Here is a 22979-nt window from a genome sequence, read left to right as displayed (position 1 = left end):
CAGGGAGGGAAATAAATGAACGAAAACTTACTTGCAGGCTTCCGTAAACGACAGGAATCCTCAGTCAAAGAAACCATATATGAAACTCAATGTCCTTTTTGCAGCATGCAATGCAAGAAAAAGGTAATAGAAGAAAGGGGGCCGTACCGCTCCCGTTATCGTACGGTAGGAATGGATAACCCTACTACTAAAGGGCGTCTGTGCGTCAAAGGAAAAAATGCATATCAGCATACGGTTCATCCTGATCGGATCACGACTCCTCTTATTAAGAAAGATGGTGAGTTTCAGGAGGGATCCTGGGAAGAAGCGCTGAAAGTCATTGAAGAAAATATTGAAGACCTCCAGCAGGAATATGGAAACGATTCGATGTCGGTTTACGGAGGAGGATCGTTAACCAATGAAGAAGCGTACCTGCTCGGTAAATTTGCTCGTGTGGGGCTCGGCACAAAATATATTGATTACAATGGCCGCTTTTGTATGTCCTCTGCCGCTTCCGCCGGAACCAAAGCATTTGGTGTCGACCGCGGGCTGACAAATCGTCTCGAGGAGATTGCAGATGCCAAATGTATCGTGCTGGCAGGCACGAATGTTGCAGAGTGCCAGCCGACCTTCATGCCTTATCTAGAAGAAGCGAAGGAAAACGGTTCATTTCTAATTGCTATTGACCCGCGTGAAACGGATACGACGGCAATGGCAGATCTTCACCTTAAAATTAAACCTGGCAATGACAAAATTCTTGCCCAATTACTGCAAAAATTTATTATAGAAGATGGCTTAGTAGATGAAAATTTTTGTGAAGAACGAACAACTGGTGCTGATGCACTTCTTAAAGAAATGGCTGACCTGCCAGCTGACACGCTATGCGAGCAGATAGGGCTTCAACCGGAAGATGTACGTGAGGCAGCCATACGGTTTGGCAGAGCGAATACGGGAATGATTTTTACGGCCCGGGGCGTGGAACAGCAGACAAATGGGTACGAAACTGTGAGGAATTTCTTAAACGTCCTGCTTTTGACAGGGAAAATTGGAAAACCTGCCTGTGGATACGGAGCGATTACTGGCCAGGCTAACGGGCAGGGCGGCCGGGAGCATGGCCAGAAAGCGGATCAGCTTCCCGGCTATCGATTTATTGATAATGATGAAGATCGGAGATATATTTCTGAAGTATGGGGAATTTCCGAGCAAGCATTACCGGCCAAAGGGGTTTCCGCATATGAAATGCTCGAACAAATGGAAACAGGAGATATAAAAGGCCTCATTTTAGTCGGTTCAAATCCTGTCATTTCCAATCCTAATGCAAACCTGGCTCATCGGGCGCTTGAGTCGTTGAGTTTTATGGTAGCATTCGAAATGTTTATGAGTGAATCCGCAGCGTACGCTGATGTTATTTTACCAACTACCTCATACCTTGAGGATGAAGGTACTATTACGAACCTGGAAGGGCGCGTGACTCTTCGTGAAGCTTCTAAGCGTCCGCCTGGACAGTGCCGCCATGATTGGGAGATATTATCCGCAATCGCAGAAGCTGTAGGTAAGGGGAGATATTTCCCCTATGAAACAGTAGAAGATATATTTAATGAACTTAGACTTGCCACCCGCGGTGCTAAGGCAGACTATTATGGTATCACCTACGACCGTATCCGAAAGGAATCAGGTGTATTTTGGCCGTGTCCATCTCTTGATGAACCAGGTCAAAAAGTCATGTTTGAAGATTCATTTCCAACAGCTGACGGCCGGGCAGCTCTCTATTCTGGAACGGCAGCTCCTGTGGAAAAAGAAGATGTAAGTGAAGCGTATCCTCTCTTTGTTACGACTGGAAGGACAATGAATCATTATTTAACAGGGGAGCAGACACGCCGAAGCTCGCAGCTGCTGGCCCGTGAATTTGAATCGTTTGTGTATATCCATCCGGAAACTGCTCAAGTATATGGGCTCCGCTCGGGCGAACGCGTAGTTCTTTCCTCCAGAAGAGGAGAAACTACAATTCGATGTCTTTATTCGGATCAAGTTCGGCAGGATACAGTATTTGCTCCAATGCACTGGGGAAAGGAACAAAACATTAATAATTTGATAGGCGGCGAGCTTGATCCTGTTTGCCGTATGCCTGGATTTAAACGATCCACAGTAGCGATCCGTTCTGCGTCGAGTGTGTAGATAATACCACTGGAAGAATACATTAAAAAATAACGATCCGGGGCAGAATATGTCCCGGATCATTTTCTATACTCTCCGATTTTTGCCCGCATTCCCATCCAACATCCCAGCCTTTTTTCAGCTGAACGCTCAATGTAAAAAGCCCAATGACGGCTTCAAGCTTTTCGAAGCTGCTGCTGTAATGGGCAGCTTCCGTGTGCACACAAAGAAGGGGCTGTATCAAAAGCCCCTTTTTATAGAAAAAAGTAGTATCCTAAATAGAAGATAGCAGGGGACAAGTCCGAAGACTCCAGTGGGAAGAGCAGCGGCTGAAGATCCGCCGGGCGCGGGTTTCGCCCGGTTAGCTGAAGCGATGCCCACGGAAAGCGAAGGACTTGTCCACTGCTTTTTTTACCATGCAAAAAGGGGCGAGTATCATTTATGATACAGCCCCTGGCAGCTTTTAATCAATTTTACGCTTTGCGGCATAGACACTTTCTTTGGTCGCCGCAACTTCTTCCTCAAGCGACTCTTCTTCTAATAGGAGATCGTCTTCGGACATGTAGTAGTCATCGCTGAAGGCATTTTTTGGTTCTTCTAAGGTGAAATAACATACAACAAAGCTTACAAAGGCTCCTCCGGCGAGAATGAAAAAGAATTGCTGTGGGGTTACAAAGGTGTAGAGCGTCAGATAAACTGTGGCTCCAACGTTTCCAAAGGCACCGGCCATCCCCGCAACCTGGCCGGTGATGCGCTTTTTAATCATTGGAATGATCGCAAAGGTTGCCCCTTCAGCACCCTGGATAAACATAGAGGTAACAACTGTGACAATTACCGCGACAGCAATCGGCCAATTGGAATCAATCAGGCCCATGCCGACAAGTCCGGCTGTAATACCAATCATGTAGACCAGCATGACGTTACGTCTACTCCCCATTTTATCGGAAAGAATTCCGCCGAGCGGTCTTGCAAGCAGATTTATAAACGCAAACGACGCTGCAATAATTCCAGCCGTGGATGGAGTTAAAGAGAAAGTCATCTGAAAAAACATTGGGAGCATTGATACGATCGCAAGTTCTGCTCCAAAGTTGGCAAAGTAAGTACTGTTCAGGGCTCCGACATTTTTAAATGAATACTTGTCGTCTTCCGGAACTCCTTTTTTCAACAACGGAATATTCACTTTTAAGATTTGATATATCTGATAGACAAACACTAATCCGATAACGACCCAAATTGCATACAGGACATTTACAGACATAAAGCCCATGTTTTCAATTCTCCAGGCACTGAGCGCCAGAGCGCCGCCTAAAGGTATTGTCCAAAAAATAAGCTGAAACATGTCCTTCCATGAGCTTACTTCCATCGCCCCGGTACGTTTAGGCTTAATTAAGCTTCGTCCATCCGGTGTGTCTTTGACATTGAAGTAAAATACAAACCCGTATATCAAACAGACAAGTCCGGTAAACGCGACCGCATAACGCCAGCCTTCATCTCCCCCGAACAGGGTAAGGCCGAGCCAGGGAAGGAACATGGCAGCGGCAGCAGAACCAAAGTTTCCCCACCCACCGTAGATGCCTTCTGCGAATCCGACATGTTTTGGGGGAAACCATTCTGCAACCATACGGATGCCGACTACAAAGCTCGCACCGATGCTGCCGAGAATAAGCCTTGAAACCATCAGCTGGGCCCATGTGTCTCCAAAGGCGAACACAAAGGTAGGTATCGACATAATTATCAGTAAGCCCGAGTATACTATTCTCGGCCCAAATCGATCGAGCAGGGACCCAATGACAATGCGGGCGGGGATGGTTAACGCCACATTTAATATACCAAGTGCTGCGATATGTTCAGGTGTCAGCCATCCCATATCCTCCATCATGGTCGTGGCAAGTGGAGCCATGTTATACCAGGCAAAAAACGATACAAAAAAAGCGAACCAGCAGAAGTGTAGGATTTTTACCTTTTCATCTTTAAACGTGAAGAATTCTTTAACTGTCAAGGATTGGCCGCCTTTCTGTATTTATAATGATCAATGAACAGAAAAATTGAAAAACAAGAATGATAAAAAAATTACTTAGACGATTAGATAAATAGAGCCGTTATCTACCAATGTGTTATAGGTTTTCACACAGCCTTCATCAGGGGCCTGGACCTGGCCGTCCGTCACATTTATTTTCCAGTCATGAAGGGGACAGAAAACATTATCGCCGCTCACAATACCCTGAGAAAGCGGCCCTCCCCGGTGAGGGCAGCTGTTCTCAATAGCATGAACTTCTCCTTTGTTTGTTCGGAAAACGGCGATGGACTGGCCTTCGAGTAAGACTTCCTGAGGGATATTTACTCGCAGCTCATCATAGTTCATAACGTAATACTGTTGTTTTTCCTGTAATTTTTCCATGTAGGTGCTCCCTTCTAAACTAGTTCGACTGCTTTTCGTTCAAACAGCTCGTTTCGTTTTTGTTCATTATGTGTCAGCTTCTCCCACGGATCTTCAGAACGGTTTTCAAGGGCTGTATCCATTCGTTCTGCAAAGTAGTGACGGTTTTCGAGATTATCTATTACCACACTGCGGATGTGATCGAGTCCTACTCGTTCCACCCAATGGGAAGTACGCTCTAAATACTTAGCATCTTCACGGTAGAATTGTAAGAATGCACTGATAATTTCCAGTACCTCCTTACTTGTTTCTACCTTGGCAAGGAGATCACCGGCACGCAGCTCCACCCCGCCGTTTCCACCTACATACATTTCCCAGGCGCCTTCCACGCCGACAATCCCAATGTCTTTAATCCCTGATTCTGCACAGTTTCTCGGACAGGCAGAAACGGCCATTTTTACTTTGTGAGGGGTGTTCAAACGCTCATATTTTTTCTCGATGGCAATTCCGAGTCCGATGGAATCCTGGGTACCGAAACGGCAGAAGTCTTCCCCTACGCACGTTTTTACAGTTCTGATAGATTTGGCATAGGCGTATCCCGATGGCATATCGAGATCAGACCAGACGTGCGGGAGATCTTCTTTATGGATGCCAAGCATATCTATTCGCTGGCCGCCGGTTAATTTAAGCAGCGGTACGCTGTATTTATCTGCTACCTCTGCAATTTTTCGGAGCTGTTCTGGATTTGTCACGCCCCCGTACATGCGGGGAACAACAGAGTATGTGCCGTCATTCTGGATGTTGGCATGAACTCGTTCGTTAACAAAGCGGGAACGGTCGTCATCCTCATACGTCTGGGGATGAATTACTCCGAGATAGTAGTTAACAGCAGGACGGCATTTAGAACAGCCTTCGTCGTTTTCCCAGCCGAGCACATTCATGACCTCTCTGGGGTGAGTCAGCTGCTGGTTACGGATGGCTTCCTGTACTTCTTCATGCGATAAGGGAGTGCAGCCGCATACTGGTTCAGCTGCTGACACTTCCGCTCCATCTCCAAGGGTGGCCTGCAGGAGATCAGCGACCAGTGGTTTACAGCCTCCGCACGAGCGTGAAGCATTGGTATGCTGTTTTATTTCCTCCACTGAGCGGAGCCCGTCCTGCTCGATAGATTGAACGATGGCTTCTTTGGAAACCCCATTACAGCCGCAGATGGTTTCTTGAGGAGCCATCGCAATTACCGGACTTTCCGCTTTTTCGCCTGATTCAGACGGAAGGATGACAGCTTTGTTCAGGCCGCTCACATCCTCCTGTTTCTTCATCATGTCAAGCAGTCTCGGGGAATCGGCTGTGTCTCCGTACAGCACTGAGCCTACGACTTTGTTGTCGCGGAGCATCACTTTCTTATACATGCCCTCAAATTCATCATGAACACGAATCGCTTTCTTGCCTTCACCTTCCTGGAAATCGCCGGCTGAAAATACGTCTACGCCGGATACTTTCAGCTGTGTGTAAAGAAGAGATCCATTGTAGGCGGAATTGGAAGAAGCATCACAGAGACGGTCGGCGAGCACCTGGCCCTGTTCATAAAGCGGGGCCACAAGACCATAAGCTATGCCGTTATGCTCCGCGCATTCCCCGACCGCATAAACATTGGGGGTATCTGTCTCTAAATAATCGTTTACGACAATAGCGCGGTTCGTCTCCAGGCCGGACTCTTTTGCAAGCTCGACGTTCGGCTTAATTCCGACCGCCATTACCACAAGATCCCCATATAATTTCGTACCGTCTTTAAACTGAATGCCCTGTACCCGGTCTTTTCCGAAAATACGCTCAGTCATTTTCGGCATATGAAACCTCATGCCCTGAGATTCCAGTTCTTCTCTCAGCATAGTTCCGGCTGTTTGATCGAGCTGGCGTTCCATCAATGTCTCCTCAAGATGTACGACTTCTGTTTCCATGTTTAGGTTCAACAGCCCGCGTGCAGCCTCAAGACCTAATAAACCGCCGCCAATGACGATCGCTCGTTTGTACTTTGATGAGGCGTCGATCATCGTTTCACAGTCTTTGATATCGCGGAAGGCAATAACTCCTTCTTTGTCTGCGCCGGGAAGTGGAAGCATAAAAGGATTCGACCCGGTGGCCATAATTAAATGATCATATCTGAGCTTTATTCCCTGCATACTTTCGAGGGTCTGTGTTTTTGTATCGATTTTTGTTACCGGATCGCCGGTATAAAGTGTAATATTGTTCTGCTCATACCATTCATAAGTGTTTAAGATAATATCATTTACCGTTGTATCCCCCTGTAGGACAGAGGATAGTAAAATTCTGTTGTAGTTCGGGTGAGGTTCTTTTCCGAAAATAGTAATTTCAAAACGGTCCGGGTCTCTTTTTAGGATCTCTTCTACAGTGCGTACGCCCGCCATCCCATTTCCTATAACAACCAGCTTCTCTTTTCTGTCAGTCATGAATGATGGTCCTCCTTTTATTTTTGCAGGCAATGTTATACCGTTGCTTTTTCATCCAAATGCTCTTTGTCATAAAACTGGCCAAGCCATTTCTTCGAATCTTTATTTAATGTGTGTAAAGGCGTAATTGCCGAGATTGAAGTAGCTTCACTAGATTCGGCAGTGCACCAGAAGGAAATATCCTCTGCATTACCGAGTTCAGAAAGGTTTTCCTTCAGCTTCATCCCTTCTGAAGTTGGAGGGATGACGATGTGCTTAATGAACTTTTCTTCAGCAAGCCTTTTTGTAATTTCCATGGAGTTGTTGAAAGAGGAAGCATCTTTAGTAAAATGAGTGCTTATATAAACTTCCATGTCACTAGTTTTTAACTCCTCAAAAGCTTGTCTTTCATCGTCATTTTGAATAAATGTAAGCACTCCACCGACGGAGGATGAATGAAACCACTGCAATGCTTCATGCTGCCTGGTTACTTTCCCGATAATGATAATAGAAGGATTTTTAATAGCTGCATCGTCCACTTTCTCAGCGATATTTTCCAGTGTTCCTGAGATTGTGCGCTGGTGCCGGTGTGTGGCCCATTCGATGACAAGTACGTTTTCATGAGGGTCTTTTCCGTATAACATCAGCTGGCTGGCGATATGGGATAATCGTTTCATTCCCATATACCAGATCAGCGTATTAGTAGTTTCTGCTAACTGCAGCCACTTAGCCGGCCTGTCTTCGTCCGGATTTTTGCCATGACCTGTCAACACTTGGTAGCCATGGGCGTACTCCCGGTGGGTCAGGGAGATACCCGCGTATGAGGCGGCAGCGCTTCCGGCAGTGATTCCAGGAACAATTTCATAAGCAATACCCCGTACAGCGAGTTCAGTCAACTCTTCAGCCACACGTCCAAACACAGCCGGGTCCCCGCCTTTTAATCGGACAACAGTTTTTCCGCGTTTTGCGTGAATATACATCTCATTTTGAATATCCTCCTGCCGGAGTGTGTGGGCACAAGGCTTTTTTCCACAGTAGATGAGTTTTGCATGTGCTGGTATATGAAAAAGTAGAGCGGGATGAGCCAGCCGATCATACAAAACAACATCTGCTTTCTGCAGGCATTCTGCCCCGCGTATCGTCAGCAGATCCGGACTGCCCGGTCCGGCACCGACCAAATATACCTTTCCATATGATTGATTCATGAAAGCTAATTCTCCCTTCTGTGGATGCGGTAATCAATTTTTCTTATGTGAGTGATTGTATAGCAGCAAACTGAGAAGTTGGGAACTTACGGAAGGTTATCTCACACACTTTTTTCAAATAAATATTTTTTAAAACCCTTTCATGACGGGGAAAAACCGCTTTATTATGCATGTTAAGAGCATATTTTTTCAATTAATCTGACAGAGAGTTTTTCGAAGGACGAAGGAATTTTGAAAATAAAAAAAGCTAAGCCTTGTCGCCAGGTTCAAATGACGAAAGGATTAGCTTTTCTTCTTTACTGTGCCTCGGCAGATGGTCGCTGCTGCGGGATTTTCAGTCGTTGCTTTTCCGCGGAGCACCGGACTTTCTAGTGTCGACGTCTGCCGCAGGAGATGCCCGGTTTTAATCGACCTGGTATCTCGATGGCTCCGCTCCATCGTTCACACCGGAAGCATTTCTTAACTCCTCTGAGGCACCAGCCTCTGAATCAGCGGCCAATTTTCTCTAGTTGGATGTTATTAAGAGAGGTGAAAATGCCGTTCTGCTCAACCAGTTCTTCGTAAGTGCCCTGTTCGACAATACCTTCTTTTGTGACAACGACAATGTGATCAGCATGCCGGATGGTGGCTAATCGGTGAGCAATGACAATGGTCGTCCGGTTTTTCGCGAGTGTTTGTAATGACTGCTGGATTTGTGCTTCCGTTTCGGTATCGAGAGCGGATGTAGCTTCATCAAGGATTAAAATTGGAGGATTTTTTAAAAACGTCCTCGCAATTGCGATTCGCTGTTTTTGACCGCCGGAAAGCTTTAAGCCGCGCTGGCCGACTTTCGTTTCAAGTCCCTCGGGAAGCGAAGCAATGAATTCTTCTAGATTTGCAAGCCCGGCCGCGTAGATGATATCTTCTTCGGCTGCTTCGTTGTCACCGTATGCAATATTTTCTTTCAAGGTGCCGTTAAACAAAAAGACATCCTGTTGAACAATGCCGATTTGAGACCGCAGCGATTTTTTTGTCATGTCTCGAATATCGACACCATTAATTGTTAAGCTTCCTTTATCGACATCATAAAAGCGGGGAATTAAAGAGCTTATCGTCGTTTTTCCAGCACCGGAAGGCCCGACGAATGCTACGGTTTTTCCAGCTCCGATATGAAGGTTGACATCCTGAAGGACAGGCTGGTATTTTTCATAGCCGAAGGTAACGTTGTCGAAAATGATGTCTCCATCGAGAACTGGAGCCGGCGTGGCATGTTCACGGTCGACAATATCAGCATCGGTGTCGAGGATTTGAATGAATCGCTTGAAGCCGGCCATCCCCTTCGGATAAAGCTCAAGAATCGCGCTTATTTTTTCAATTGGCTTAAAGAGAACATTAATATAAAGAACAAAACCGACAAATTCTCCATAGGATAAACTTCCGTTGTATGTGAGCCACGCCCCGAAGACGAGCACTGCCAATATCATAAATCTTGTTGTGAAATAAATGCCGGCTGTTGTATACCCCATCGTTTTATAGCCGCCTAATTTCGCAAGTCGGAACCTTTTATTGTTCGTCTTAAATCTATTAATTTCAAACTCTTCGTTCGTGAACGACTGCACGACACGGACTCCGGAAACACTGTCTTCCACTCTCGCATTGACGTCAGCAATTTCAGTGTACATATTCGTCCATGCTTTGTTCATTTTAATGTTTGTGTAGGTGATCAACGCGATCAGCAGCGGTACAAATACAAGTGCCACCAGCGCAAGCGAAGGATTAATCGTAAACATAATCGCAAACGCTCCGGTAAAGGTCATCACTGCTATGAACAGGTCTTCCGGACCATGATGTGCAAGCTCGCCAATATCAAACAGGTCATTCGTAATACGGCTGATAATATGACCGGTTTTCGTATTATCAAAATAGCGGAAAGACTGACCCTGTACACTTTCAAACAGTTCCTGGCGCATGTCAGTTTCTATGTTGATTCCGAGCTTATGACCAAGGTATGTAACAATATACTGCAGATATGTGCTGAGAACATACACGAAAAAAAGCCCGATCGAGACAACCACAATCAGAGACCAGTTCTCTTCCGGCAGCAGACTGTCAATAAACCACTGCACAACAAGCGGGAAGGCCAATTCTAACAAGGCCACGATAATGGCACTAAAAAAGTCTATAAAAAAGAGGCGTTTATGGGGCAGATAGTATTCGTAAAAACGTCTAATCATTGAAATCGTCCTTTATCTATCGCATCAAAATTAATTTCAGCTTATTCTAATTGATAACAATTGTCAATTGTTTCAGCTTACTCTCGAAAGCACTTCGAATAGAATGATTGCTGATTGGTTTATGTTTGGATAGAAGAAGGAAGATAGGGGGTAGGTAAATGAAAACAGAGGTGAAAAGCATGAAATTGACGAAAAGCCGTTTACTGACGAAGGAAGATATGACTAAAGCAGAAATGCTGCCGGAATGGGCCGCTAGAGAATATATTAATTTTCATGAAGTAGTGACGAATGACACCTTTCCCTGTTATTTTGGCATGAGTGCTGAACGAAAAGGCGAGCTCCGTTATTCTTATATAAGTCATAATGACTGGTCTCACCTGCCTGAGACACTTGAGGAGTTTATTGCATTGTTCGATCAGCCTGGCCCTTTTATCCGTCATGGATTTTTTCTGTTTGTGGAGCCGGAATCAGAAGAAAAATCGGTCCCTTATTACAGAGAGTATTTTTGGAAAATCCTTCAATTTTTGCATGATAATGATACAAAGCCATGGCCGGAGGGCTATCCTCAGGACTCCGATCACCATTTATGGGCATTTTCATTTGCCGGTGAGCCATTTTTTGCCTTTGGCAATGCGCCTGCTTACAAACAGAGAAAAACGAGAGACTTAGGAAACAGCCTGGTAATAGGTTTTCAGCCGCGCAGGATCTTTGAAGGATTAGAGGGCACTTCAAAAGGAGGGATTATGTCCCGGGAAAAAGTGCGTGAGCGAGTAGAAAAGTGGGATGAACTCCCGAAGCACCCAAATATCAGTCATTACGGTGATCCGAATCACCGTGAATGGAAGCAGTATTTTATCGGTGATGATAGTAAGCCTATTGAAGGAAAGTGTCCATTTCATCACAAATAAAAGCGTTGAATTCTCTTCTCTCCTCCGGTAAATAGGGGGGGAGTTTTATTATTGCCAAAGATAAAAAGTCCCGTTATTTCGACATAAACATAACAATTTAAAAAAATGAGTATTTACCTAATTATTATTTAGTAAAATTTTTACTTTGCGTGTATCTGTTATCTGGATTTTAAAATTTCTACCTAAAAGTGATATTAAATCATTCATTAAGGAATAACTTTATTGGCGGTGATCATATAGGAAAACACAAAATTTCTTCCATTAAAAATGTATATGTTTGTGTAAAGACACAGCGGGATTTTAATGTATATTAATGGAAAATAAAAATATTTGAAGCAAAATAAGGATTTTAAACAGCATTGACAAGCACAAATAAAGATATAAGTAAAAATACCCAGTACTTATGAATCTAAAAATGTCATCAGCTATATTTGTTTCAGTAAATATCCATTTGCAAAATTTTTGGATAATTGACAATATTATTTGACAGCGCTTACACTTTGAATCGTTATTAGCTTATTTATTGTTAATAACTTTATTAAATCTTATTTGGAAAGGAGGAGCTTTAAAAAATTTTAAGAAAAGGAGTTGGATAAATGCAAACTGCAAAGCAGACTTTTGCACTGACAATGTCGATGCTGCTCGTTTTTTCACCGTTGTCCTCGATTGGTGATATTCATGCTGCAGAAGATGACGAAATGATTAATATAGCTGACGATAGTGCATGGCAGGGCAGTGTCTTCGGTAACAATGGAGGCCAGAACGGTATAAATTCAGAAAATTTTGAAATTATAGAGAATGATGATTATACCGTTACGCTGAGGAGCTCGAACGACAAAGGAAAAATAGAGAGTAATGCAGAAGGTCTCGCTTATTATTTTCAAGACGTTCCTGAGGAGGGAAACTTTGAGCTGAAGGCGACAGCGAAGGTTGAATCCTTTGATGCAAATAATCAGGTGAGTTTCGGATTGATGCTGCGCAGTAATGTTCTCGATAATGAAAACCAGGGAGATTTCACCGGAGATTATTTATCGGTCGGGGCGCTGGATCAGACGATGAAAGGGTTTTATAACCTGGAAAGCTTAAGCAGTGTCGAAAAAGATGGGTATGAGTTTGAATCCGCTAATGCACCAGCCGGTGGAGAAGAATTTGAATTGAGCGTAGAAAGAAATGGCGATTTATACAGCATTTCTATCGGAGATGAAACGAAAACCGTAGAAGACTTCGATGGGGCAATTGAATATGCCGGATTATATACTACAAGAAATACGGAAGTAACCTACAGCGATATTTCGTTCGGGAAAGACGAGAAAGTGGAGCTTGGAGACTGGAATTTCAGCGCTTTTGGTTCGAATACAGGAGAGAGCTCCAACCCCGACCCACTCATGGAGGACGATGGTTCTGTAACTCTTACTGCCGAAGGTGGAAAAATTGAAAGTCAGTCAGAAGGTATTTCTTATTTCTTTAATGAACTGCCTGCTGATGCAAACTTTGAGATTACGACAACCGCCAATGTCCGCAGTTTTAACGGTGGCGACAGTCAGGCATCCTTTGGATTGATGCTCAGAGATGCTGTCGGTGAAAACGGCGATACAAGCACGCAATCAGCCAATTATGCTGCATCCGGTGCATTGGACGGGGAAATGAAAAGCTTTTATAAAATTGGTGATGACAGTGTAAGTAAAAACGACGCTTTTGCAAATAACAATGTACCTGCAGCGAATGAAGAATACGAATTAAGTATTCAAAAATCCGGAGACACTTATGTTATGTCCTCGAATGGGGAGCAGCAGACGCTGACTCAGGAAGAAATGTTCTCTGATGAGGTTTTCGCCGGATTCTATGCGGCAAGAGATGCCGAAGTGAACTTCAGTGATTACGAGATTGAAGTCGAAACCAATGAAGTAAGTGAATTAGAAGTAGATGCAAGCAATATGAAAACGGATTACTTAATTGATGAAGACCTTGATACAGAAGGCCTTAATGTCAATGCGGTTTATTCAGACGGCAGTGAAGAAGAGCTTGCGGACGATGATTATATTGTTACAGGCTTTGACAGCAGTGAAGCTGGAACCAATACCATAACTATAAATTACAACGGAGTATCAGAAACTATAGATCTGACTATCAGCGAGTTGTCAGTGACAGATCTCGATATACAATATCTACCGGCAAAAACGTCTTATTATCAAGGAGATGCTTTTGATCCGGAAGGTCTGACGGTTATTGCTGATTATAATGACGGCTATCAATCATCAGAGCTTTCCAGTGAAGATTACACTATTTCCATTGACGGGGAAGAGATTGAAGAAGGAGATACTTTCAGTGATGCCGGGACAAAAACAGTGACGGTAACAGCAATCGATAACCCTGACGTTTCTGCAAGCTTTAAAGTGGAAGTTGCCGAAGCAGAATTAACTGGACTTTATATTAGACAAGCACCTGAAAAAACAACGTATTTCCTTGGTGATGAGCTAGATCTTGACGGGATCGTCGTATATGCTCAATACAGCGATGACAGTGAAGTCCGCTTAGTTCGCAGTGACTTTGAAGCATCTGAGCTGGATACATCTGAACCGGGAGAAGATCAGGTCACCATCACCCATAAGGGCGAATCATCAAGCTTTGATGTGGTAGTAAAAGAAAAAGAAGTGACTGGACTTGAAGTCACTACGTACCCTCAGACTACCTATGATCTTGATGAAGAGTTCTCAACAGAGGGTTTAGAAGTTTCTGAAGTATATGACAACGGCGATGAAGAAGTACTATCTTCAGACGAATATTCTGTTGATTCATCAGCCTACGACTCATCTGCTGTAGGAACGTATGAAATAACGATTACACCGGAATCAGAAAACTTAGAGCCAGTCTCTTACAACGTTTCGGTAAGAGATGCAGTGGAAAGTGATTGGGCGGCTATTAATTTCGGACAATCGGCCGGCAGTGAATCTAACTCTGTGGAAGAGCAGGAAGATGGTTCAGTAAGGCTTATCGCAGAAGGGCCAAGCGGCGGTAAAATTACAGGTGACCATGATGGTATATCCTATTACTATACTGAAATTGATGCCGAAGAAGATAACTTTGAATTATCCGCTGATATCCAGGTTAATGAATATGCAAAGGACCCGCATGACGGACAGGAATCCTTTGGTATCATGGCAAGGGACGCTATCGGTGAGCAGGATGAAACGAGTGTGTTCGCCTCGAACATCGCTGCCATCGGAGGATTCAGCGGAGGTACAACGGAAGAAAATGGAACGCAGCTGTTTGCCAGAACCGGGGTGGAATCATCTGACGGAGCCGGCAGCCAGGGTATCCAAAAAATTATGCTTGATGATGCAAAGCCAACTGCCGATAACACGCATCCAAATGAAGAATATAACCTTACACTGTCAAAAACGAACAGTGGCTATACAGGCACACTGAATAACGGAACAGAAGAAATTATCTATGAGCCGGATATTCTTAATGTGCAGGATGACAAAATTTATGTAGGGTTCTACACTGCCCGCGTTGCGGACATTGAAGTGAGCAACATTGATTTTAATGTCACGGCGGCTGGCACAGATCCTCCAAAGGTAGATCCGCCAAGTGAGCCCGTGGAACCTGACTTTGAAGTGCAGTCACTTTCGAACACTTCAGAAACGGAAAATTACGAAGTAATGGTCCGCTCAAATGTGAACGGCGAAGTTAACTTGAAGCAGGGTCAGGAAAATATAGCACAGCAGGAGGAAATGGAAGCAGGAACGATTAAAACAATCGAAACAAATCTGGAAGAAAATAAAGACACAAACTTTTCCGCAGTCTTTTTACCGGATGATACACAAAATTTGACTTCATTTGACCAGATTGTTACGAACTTCACCGTAACCAACAGAACGTTTGACGGAGACATTTATGTTTCCCCGGATGGAACAAGCTCTGGTGATGGATCAGAAGAGGATCCGGTTGATTTAGACACAGCTGTACATTATGTCGGCAAAGGCCAGGATATACTCCTGCTTGATGGCGACTATGTCCGCGATTCCATGCTGATGATTGAACAATTCAATGACGGGTCGGAGGATGCACTAAAAACATTAAAAGCAGCACCTGGTGCAGCTCCGGTTATCGATTTTGATAAACAATCTGAAGGTGTCGAGCTCAGCGGGGATTACTGGCATGTCGAAGGGATAGACTTTGCCCGTTCCGCAGGAAATACGAAAGGCTTTGTAATCGGCGGAAGCAATAATATTGTCGAAAACAGCAGATTTTATGAGCACGGCGATACAGGGCTGCAGATCAGCCGGACAGATGAAGAGGAAGAAGAGAGAGAGGAATGGCCTTCAGATAACCTCGTGTTAAACAGCACATCGTTCGACAATCGTGATCCATCCGATAACAATGCGGACGGCTTTGCAGCAAAGCTTACCTCAGGGGAAGGCAATGTTTTCCGGGGTACCATTGCCCATAACAACATTGATGACGGATGGGATCTTTACACGAAGGTCGGAACTGGTGAAATCGGATCTGTATTGATTGAAGACAGTATTGCTTACGATAATGGCTTCTTGACTGACGGAACGGAGGGATCCGGTGACAAGAACGGATTCAAACTAGGCGGAGAAGGGGTCCACGTTCCTCATGTGATCCGCAGCAGCATCGCTTTTAATAACGGTGCCTACGGCTTCACAAGTAACAGTAATCCGGGCGTCATTGCTGAGGATAACGTTTCCTTCAACAATGCCGGAGGAAACCTTAATTTCTCCACTTATTCAGATATTGAAGAAGATTTTGAACTAAGTGAGTTTGTCTCTTATCAAAAGGATTATGAGGAATCAGACAGCTATCCGGAAGAGCTCGAATCAGACAGCAACTACTTGTTTGACGGCTCTGTTTCTGCAAATCAATCCGGTGTAGAACTGAATGACGATAATTTCGCGAGTCTTGAACCAGAGCTTCCATACGAGCGCGATGAAAATGGCGATATTATCTGGGGAGACTTCCTAGAATTCATCGCTCCTGATGATTCTACCCCACCTGATGAGGATGAAGAGGAAGAAGGAACAGTTCGACTTGATGATGATGCTTATGATCAAGAAAAGAAAACCAACAATAACGGCGTAAAAAGAGTAGTCCGCTCGGTTATTGCAGAGCGTCTCCAGGAAGTACTTGACGCTGAGGATGCGGTGAACCTGGTTATTCTTGAGGTTGACCATGAAGAAGGAGAAAGAGGAAGAGTTAAACTTACTGAGGAAAGTATCGCTTTCATCCAGGAAAAGAATCCAGAAGCTCGCATTCGCATTGAATTTCCGAGCTCATCGATGGAAATGTATATCTCTGAACTGTCAAAGGATCGTCTTAGTGACGAACTGTCCTTGAAAAATCCAGACAGAACAGCTGAAGTCAGGTTTTCTTCAAATGTCTCAAATGCGAAAAGAAACAACGGCCAGCTGAAATCTAACAAGCTTAACGCTGAATCTCCGGTTATGAGTTTCCGCGTAACGGCACATGCTGGTATGAAAAATGCGGTTCTCACCACCTTTGACCGCCATATCACGAATTCGATAACGAGCGAAACAGAGCTGGATGAGAACAAAGCATCGGTGGTTCGTCTTGAAAATAGAGGAAATCGTTTCACGGCTGTACCGACAATTGTCGAGGGAGATACGGCTTTCTTTAAAACACAATCACTCAGCAGGTATGTGATCGTGGAAAATGATCCGAAATTTAAAGATGTTCCAAACGACTTCTGGGCTAAAGAATATTTTGACAAGCTCGGCTCCCGCTTTATTTTCCAAGGGCGTGAGGATGGAACGGTCGCTCCAAATGAAGAGATGAAGCGCGCTCAGTTTGCTGCTCTATTAACACGTGCACTTGGATTAAAAGCGAAAGGCGAGTATGATGGTGAATTTAAAGATGTCGGAAGCGATGATTGGTTTACAGAAGAAATCCAGCCGGCCATTGAACAGGGAATCATTCAAGGCCGCCGCGACGGAACGTTCGCTCCCAATGAATCCGTCACACGTCAGCAGGCCGCCGCGATGCTATCAAGAGCAATGGAAATTACAGGTTTTGATGATAATAAGCTCAATGAAGAGCTATCGGCTCAATCCTTTGAGGATGCAGACCGAATCGGCGATTGGGCAATTGATGATGTAGAACGTCTTTTACAGGCAGGTATTATCGACGGACGTGAGGATGGACGTATTTTTGATCCTTTGGCAGGTACTACCAGAGGACAAATGGCAAAAATGCTCGATGAATACCTCACATTTGTAGACTTTAGTAACTAGGAGTATCAAAAGCCCTTTACAATAAGAAAATGGAGTCAGGATGAGTTCAATCCTGACTCCATTTTCATGTGCACAGAAAACCACCCCAATACGGATTGCCAGGTTGGTGAGATACCCTTCGCCTCAACCTTTTATTTGGTTATTAACCCGATTATTCAGATGCCCCTGTTTATTAATTATGAGTTTTCAACATGTGCTCCGTCAAAACGCTTCGCTTTCCGCGGGCACGGCTCAAGCCTCCCCGGATTCGTCTTTCAAAATACTATTATTGATTGGTCCAAGCTTCTTCGTACGGCCATCTTTGACTGTATTCATTTCAACAACGTGAAATGCCAAGCCACCCTTTTGGTGTATATTCTTAGATTGAAGATCGGAAGGCGGCGACTCCGACGGGATCAGCGCCGTCTGAAAATCCATTCTGCCGAAGCTTCGCTGAGGCTGAATTAGTTGAAGACAAGCCCCGCGGAAAGCGTCCGCCTGCAGGGATGAAATCCCAAAAAGGGGCGAGTACCATTTATGATACAGCCCCATAACTTGTATTGGTGTGATTTTAACCACCAAAGTGGGGCAGAATTTAAAAAAACCACTTTTGATACCGCCCCTTTATAATGCAAAAGTTATCTCTTGTTTAAAAATTTTCAGATTATTGTCTGTTTTTTAAACATAGAAGTCTGATATTTTTATTATGATATATGCCAGCTTGGCTTATGATTGAACCAGTAACAGAAAGCGCTTTCAAAAATAAAAGGGGAGAGTGAGAAATGTGAAGAGGCTTTTACTACTTTTAGCCGCAGCACTCATGGTTATTTTTATGGCAGCATGCGCCGGCGGAGGTACAAGCGGCGGGGAAGATGCCGGAGAAGACAACGATGCTGATGCTGGTTCTGATAGTGAAGAAACAGACAGCGGAGAAAGTGAAGACGGAGAAATCACACTTCGAATGTCCTGGTGGGGTTCACAGGGGCGTCACGATATGACAAACGAAATCATTGAATTATACGAAGAACAGAACCCGAATGTATCAATCGAACCAGACTTCACTGGTTTTGACGGCTATTTTGAAAAGTTATCCACGCAGGCAGCAGGTGGAAACATGCCGGACATAATCCAGCAGAATCACGGCGAATTTGTAAATCAGTATGCTGGACAGGGTCAGCTCGCTGATCTGACAGAATTTGTTGACGATGGAACAATTGAACTCGAAGGTGTAAGCGATACCATTATGGAATCTGGTGAAGTAGAAGGCACGCTTGTAGGTATTCCAACTGGTGTGAACGCACTGGCAGGTCTTTATGATCCTGAAATGATTGACGAGGCAGGTGCCGAGCAGCCAACGGCTGATTGGACATGGGAAGAGTTTTCAGAGACTGCACAGACGATAACGGATGAAACTGGTAACTACGGTGTCCGGTTGATGGAGCCTGGAAACATGTTCGAATATTACTTGAGAGAAAAAGGACAGAGACTCTTTAATGATGATGGATCCGGTCTTGGTTACGACGACGATCAACTTCTTACAGACTACTTCACAATGAATAAAGACTTTGTTGATGCCGGTGTGTCTCCTGGATATGACACAATCGGAGAAATTCAGGGGCTGGAAGATGAACTTCTCGCACGCGGCGAAGCTGCATTTGACTTCCGCTGGACAAATCAGCTTGGCACCATGGTAGACTCCGCAGGACGTAACATCGAGATGACCCCTCTGCCTGGTGAAAATAATACAGATGGAATGTATTTGAAGCCGGCTATGCTCTGGTCGATCGGTGAAAACTCTGAACACAAAGAAGAAGCAGCGAAGTTTATTAATTTCTACACTAACGAAGTAGAAGTATATCAAATTCAAGGTGCTGACCGCGGTGTTCCAATCAGCCCGGAAGTACAAGAAGCAATGGAGCCGGAACTTAGTGAAACAGATCAGCAGGTATATGAGTATATTGATGAATTGACTGACAACAGCTCGCCGATTGACAATAACTTCCCGCCGGAAGCAGCTGAAGTATTAAACTCTCTCGCGGATACAGATGAGCTTGTCATTTACGGTGAATTAAGCCCGGAAGAAGGGGCAGAACAGTTCAGAATGGAAGCTGAATCTATTTTGGGTCAATAAATCATCACGGTTCGCGGTCCTGTGATAGTTCCAACGCAGGACCGCGTTTCCTTTACAGGAGTGAATAGGAGATGGATTTCAAGAGAGGTGAGAGGAATGGAACAGCCGCAAGCAAATGAACACTCAAGACTACAGGAAAAAACCGGTCTTCCGCCGGGGAAGAAACCAAAAAACTTTCTTGGAATGAAAAAAAATAAACCTCCGATAAAAGACAGAGAAAATGGAATGGGATACTTGTTCCTGTCCCCATTCGTTATCGGAACGATTGGTTTGACGCTTTTTCCAATTCTTTACTCGTTATATTTATCTTTTACCGATTATACAATGGGCGGCACGCCGCAATGGATCGGTTTGGACAACTACGTAAAAATGTTTACCGCGGATGCAATGTTCTGGAAGGCGATGGAAGTCACATTCTTATACGCTGGGACTGCGGTTCCGCTACGGCTTGTATTTGCTTTATTAATCGCACTTGCCTTAAATAAAGTTGTGGAAATGGTAGGTATTTACCGGACACTCTTATATCTGCCATCCGTAGTCGGCGGCAGTGTCGGTGTATCTATTATGTGGAGGCAGTTGTTTGGAACGGAAGGTGCAGTCAACGGCTTCTTTGGCCAATTCGGTCTTCCGCAGCATTCCTGGCTTGGAGATCCGGACACAGCGATATGGACACTTGTTATTTTATACGGCTGGCAGTTCGGTTCATCGATGCTTATTTTCCTTGCAGGGCTGAGAAATATTCCGAAAACCTTTTATGAGGCCTCGGCTGTAGATGGCGCAAAGCCGATTCAGCAATTTTTTAAGATTACGCTGCCAATGCTGACACCGGTCATATTGTTTAACACGATTATGCAGACCATACAAGGATTCATGGCTTTTACTCCTGCCTTCGTCGTAACAGAAGGGGATCCGATCAACAGTACGCTTCTCTACATCCTTTATATGTACAGACAGGCATTTGAATATTTCAATATGGGATATGCAGCAGCGCTGGCCTGGATTATGTTATTGGTGATCGCGATCTTTACGGCATTGATATTCAAAAGCTCAGAGCACTGGGTACATTACGACGATAATTAAGGAAAGGAGAAAAGCAAATGACATACAAACGAAAAAAACTAATAAAAAAGCTGATCATGCATTTTTGTCTCATTATCTTTACAGCGGTTATGCTCTACCCGCTGATCTGGATGGCGAGCAGCTCGTTAAAGGAAAGCTCGCAGGTTTTCGTTGATGCCCACCATCTTATACCGGAAGCATGGAATTTCTCAAACTATGCAGACGGCTGGGCAGGCTTTGGCGGCATCACGTTTGCGACTTTCTTTAAAAACTCTTTTATTATCACGACTTTAGCGACGATAGGAAGTGTAGTATTTTCAGCTGTAGTCGCTTATGGATTTTCACGTATAAATTTTCGAGGGAAAAAGTTTTGGTTTATAGTTATGATGCTGACGATGATGCTGCCCTTTGAAATGGTAATGATCCCGCAGTACATTATGTTCAGCTGGTTCCAGTGGATTGATACGTATCTGCCATTAATTGCGCCGTCATTCTTCGGTGTACCGTTCTTTATCTTCTTGATGATGCAGTTCATCCGCACCATTCCAAGAGAATTGGATCAGGCAGCGCGAATTGACGGGTGTAATACGATATCAATTTTCTTCCGAATAATTGTACCGCTAATCGTGCCGGCAATGATGACGGCAACAATTTTCTCCTTCTATTGGAGATGGGATGACTTTATGGCACCGCTTATTTATCTGCAGACTCCGGAAAAGTATCCGCTTTCGCTTGCACTGAAGCTTTTCTCGGATCCTAACTCAGTAACAAACTGGGGCGGACTTTTTGCGATGACCACCTTAAGTCTACTCCCGATTGTAGTAATTTTCTTCATATTCCAGCGCTATATTGTCGATGGAATCAGCACAAGTGGGTTAAAAGGATAATTTCCTTCATTATAGTAGCAGATCAAGAAAAAATGAGGTGTCGGTTGTGAAAAGATATGCCGTTTGTGGAGTTAGTAAAAGAGCGATCGGTATGTTTATCGATCCGATGATCCGGACGTTTTCCGGAAGCTGCGAACTCGTCGGCATGCTTGACGTTGATCCGAAGCGCTTTCAAGTATGCAAAGAACATTTTCCGGAAACCGCTGGTGTTCCAGAATATGGCGGCAATGATTTTGAACAGATGGTCGAGGAAACAAATCCCGACATCGTCATCGTTGCCAGCCGTGATGATACGCATGTAGATTATATCGTTCATAGTCTTGCCCGCGGTCTTGACGTAATTACCGAAAAGCCAATGGCTACTACCGCTGCAGACTGCCGCAGAATTATGGACGCTGAAAATGAAAGCAAAGGTAAGGTGACGGTAACGTTTAATTACCGTTACAGTCCTTATCATATGAAAATCAAAGAAATGATACTTGATGGAAAGCTTGGCCGCATTACTTCGGTTGATTTAAACTGGTACATTGATACGTACCACGGCTCCAGCTATTTTCAGCGCTGGAACAGAAATCGCGAGCTTTCAGGAGGATTATCCATTCACAAAAGCTCCCATCATTTTGATCTAGTTAATTGGTGGCTCGACCAGGTTCCAGAAGAGGTATTTTCTTTTGGTGGATTGAATTATTACGGGGAAGACAGCGTGCATAATCCAGTGAAAGAAGATGGACGTCACTGCGGTACTTGTGATGTAAAGCAGGACTGTTCTTATTATACGCGCTGGAATACCCGCAGCAACAGCGCGACGGTTCAGGATGATCATATCGATTCAGACTTAAAGCGGAGGGAAGGTTACACGAATTATCGGCCGGACCAATGTGTGTTTGATTCCGAGATTCAAATTGAAGATACGTATACTGCGACAGTAAAGTATAATAAAGGTGCGCTGCTCAGTTACTCGATTAATTTTTCTCTTCCATATGAAGGATACCGGCTGGCGATTAACGGTACGAAAGGCCGGCTGGAAACTATGGAATACCACGCCCCGTCAAGAGTGCCGTTTCCAACACCAGGGCAGACCATTGACTATTTTCCACTCTTCGGATCGAAGGAAACCATTAATGTAGTCGAGCGTGATGGCGGACACGGAGGTGGAGATCCTGTCATTCAAGAGGACATTTTTCTCGGTGAAGATCCATCCAGGCCCTATACTATTCTGTCAGGAAGCAAAGATGGTGCCTACTCGGTGACAACAGGTGAAGCAGTCTGGCGCTCTGTAAAAGAAGGCAGACCGGTGCTTATAGAAGATCTTCTCGCAAGTGAGCAGGTAAACAGTAGAGAAAAGATAGACTGAGAAAGATAGGA

The 22979-nt window shown here is 44.5% G+C and carries 14 protein-coding genes; 7 read left to right on the top strand and 7 right to left on the bottom strand.

The genetic code is table 11. The features are described from left to right. Positions 1-15 precede the first annotated feature (15 nt). Positions 16-2154, top strand: coding sequence for an assimilatory nitrate reductase catalytic subunit NasC (gene nasC / locus ACE4RR_RS00120; RefSeq protein ID WP_375533356.1), 2139 nt, complete (start codon positions 16-18; stop codon positions 2152-2154). A gap of 22 nt (positions 2155-2176) precedes the next feature. Here the strand turns inward: nasC and ACE4RR_RS00115 are convergent, their stop codons facing one another. From ACE4RR_RS00115 to ACE4RR_RS00090, 6 genes are all read right to left on the bottom strand, one after another. After that, on the bottom strand, positions 2177-2377 hold the full coding sequence (locus tag ACE4RR_RS00115; protein ID WP_375533355.1) for a hypothetical protein: 201 nt from the start codon (positions 2375-2377) through the stop codon (positions 2177-2179). Positions 2378-2596: 219 nt separating this feature from the next. Continuing rightward, positions 2597-4132, bottom strand: a complete 1536-nt coding sequence (locus ACE4RR_RS00110; RefSeq protein WP_375533354.1) for a NarK family nitrate/nitrite MFS transporter — start codon at positions 4130-4132, stop codon at positions 2597-2599. Positions 4133-4207: 75 nt separating this feature from the next. Continuing rightward, positions 4208-4531: a nitrite reductase small subunit NirD gene (gene nirD / locus ACE4RR_RS00105; RefSeq protein ID WP_375533353.1), complete on the bottom strand. Its 324-nt coding sequence runs from the start codon at positions 4529-4531 to the stop codon at positions 4208-4210. Between the two features lie 14 nt (positions 4532-4545). After that, positions 4546-6978: a nitrite reductase large subunit NirB gene (gene nirB, locus ACE4RR_RS00100; protein ID WP_375533352.1), complete on the bottom strand. Its 2433-nt coding sequence runs from the start codon at positions 6976-6978 to the stop codon at positions 4546-4548. 35 nt (positions 6979-7013) lie between these two features. Beyond that, entirely contained in the window at positions 7014-8162 is a 1149-nt protein-coding gene (gene cobA / locus ACE4RR_RS00095; RefSeq protein WP_375533351.1) for a uroporphyrinogen-III C-methyltransferase, read from the bottom strand. A 488-nt stretch (positions 8163-8650) separates the two neighbouring features. Next, entirely contained in the window at positions 8651-10375 is a 1725-nt protein-coding gene (locus ACE4RR_RS00090; RefSeq protein WP_375533350.1) for an ABC transporter ATP-binding protein, read from the bottom strand. Positions 10376-10533: 158 nt separating this feature from the next. On the opposite strand from ACE4RR_RS00090, the gene ACE4RR_RS00085 reads away from it, so the two are divergent. Further along, the gene (locus tag ACE4RR_RS00085; RefSeq protein ID WP_375533349.1) at positions 10534-11283 is read left to right on the top strand and encodes a YqcI/YcgG family protein; all 750 of its coding nucleotides are present in this window, start codon (positions 10534-10536) and stop codon (positions 11281-11283) included. 596 nt (positions 11284-11879) lie between these two features. After that, positions 11880-17558, top strand: a complete 5679-nt coding sequence (locus ACE4RR_RS00080; protein WP_375533348.1) for a bacterial Ig-like domain-containing protein — start codon at positions 11880-11882, stop codon at positions 17556-17558. A gap of 231 nt (positions 17559-17789) precedes the next feature. Here ACE4RR_RS00080 and ACE4RR_RS00075 read toward each other — a convergent pair whose 3' ends face one another. After that, positions 17790-18089, bottom strand: coding sequence for a hypothetical protein (locus tag ACE4RR_RS00075; RefSeq protein WP_375533347.1), 300 nt, complete (start codon positions 18087-18089; stop codon positions 17790-17792). A 232-nt stretch (positions 18090-18321) separates the two neighbouring features. On the opposite strand from ACE4RR_RS00075, the gene ACE4RR_RS00070 reads away from it, so the two are divergent. The 4 genes from ACE4RR_RS00070 to ACE4RR_RS00055 all read left to right on the top strand — a co-directional run bounded on the left by ACE4RR_RS00070 (position 18322) and on the right by ACE4RR_RS00055 (position 22968). Beyond that, complete coding sequence (locus tag ACE4RR_RS00070) at positions 18322-19668, top strand: ABC transporter substrate-binding protein (protein ID WP_375533346.1); 1347 nt, start codon at positions 18322-18324, stop codon at positions 19666-19668. A 183-nt stretch (positions 19669-19851) separates the two neighbouring features. Then, positions 19852-20748, top strand: coding sequence for a carbohydrate ABC transporter permease (locus ACE4RR_RS00065; protein WP_375533607.1), 897 nt, complete (start codon positions 19852-19854; stop codon positions 20746-20748). Between the two features lie 17 nt (positions 20749-20765). After that, positions 20766-21614 (top strand): carbohydrate ABC transporter permease, encoded by an 849-nt coding sequence (locus tag ACE4RR_RS00060; protein ID WP_375533345.1) that lies wholly within the window; start codon positions 20766-20768, stop codon positions 21612-21614. A 46-nt stretch (positions 21615-21660) separates the two neighbouring features. Further along, a complete protein-coding gene (locus ACE4RR_RS00055; protein ID WP_375533344.1) occupies positions 21661-22968 on the top strand; it encodes a Gfo/Idh/MocA family protein in 1308 nt (435 codons plus the stop codon). The last annotated feature ends 11 nt before the right edge of the window (positions 22969-22979 follow it).

Origin of the sequence: Alteribacillus sp. HJP-4, assembly GCF_042139015.1 — a bacterium.
In the GTDB taxonomy this organism is placed as follows: Bacteria; Bacillota; Bacilli; order Bacillales; family Marinococcaceae; genus JBHIKY01.
The sequence above is the reverse complement of the archived record's forward strand: the minus strand, read 5'-3'. Positions and strand labels throughout refer to the sequence as shown.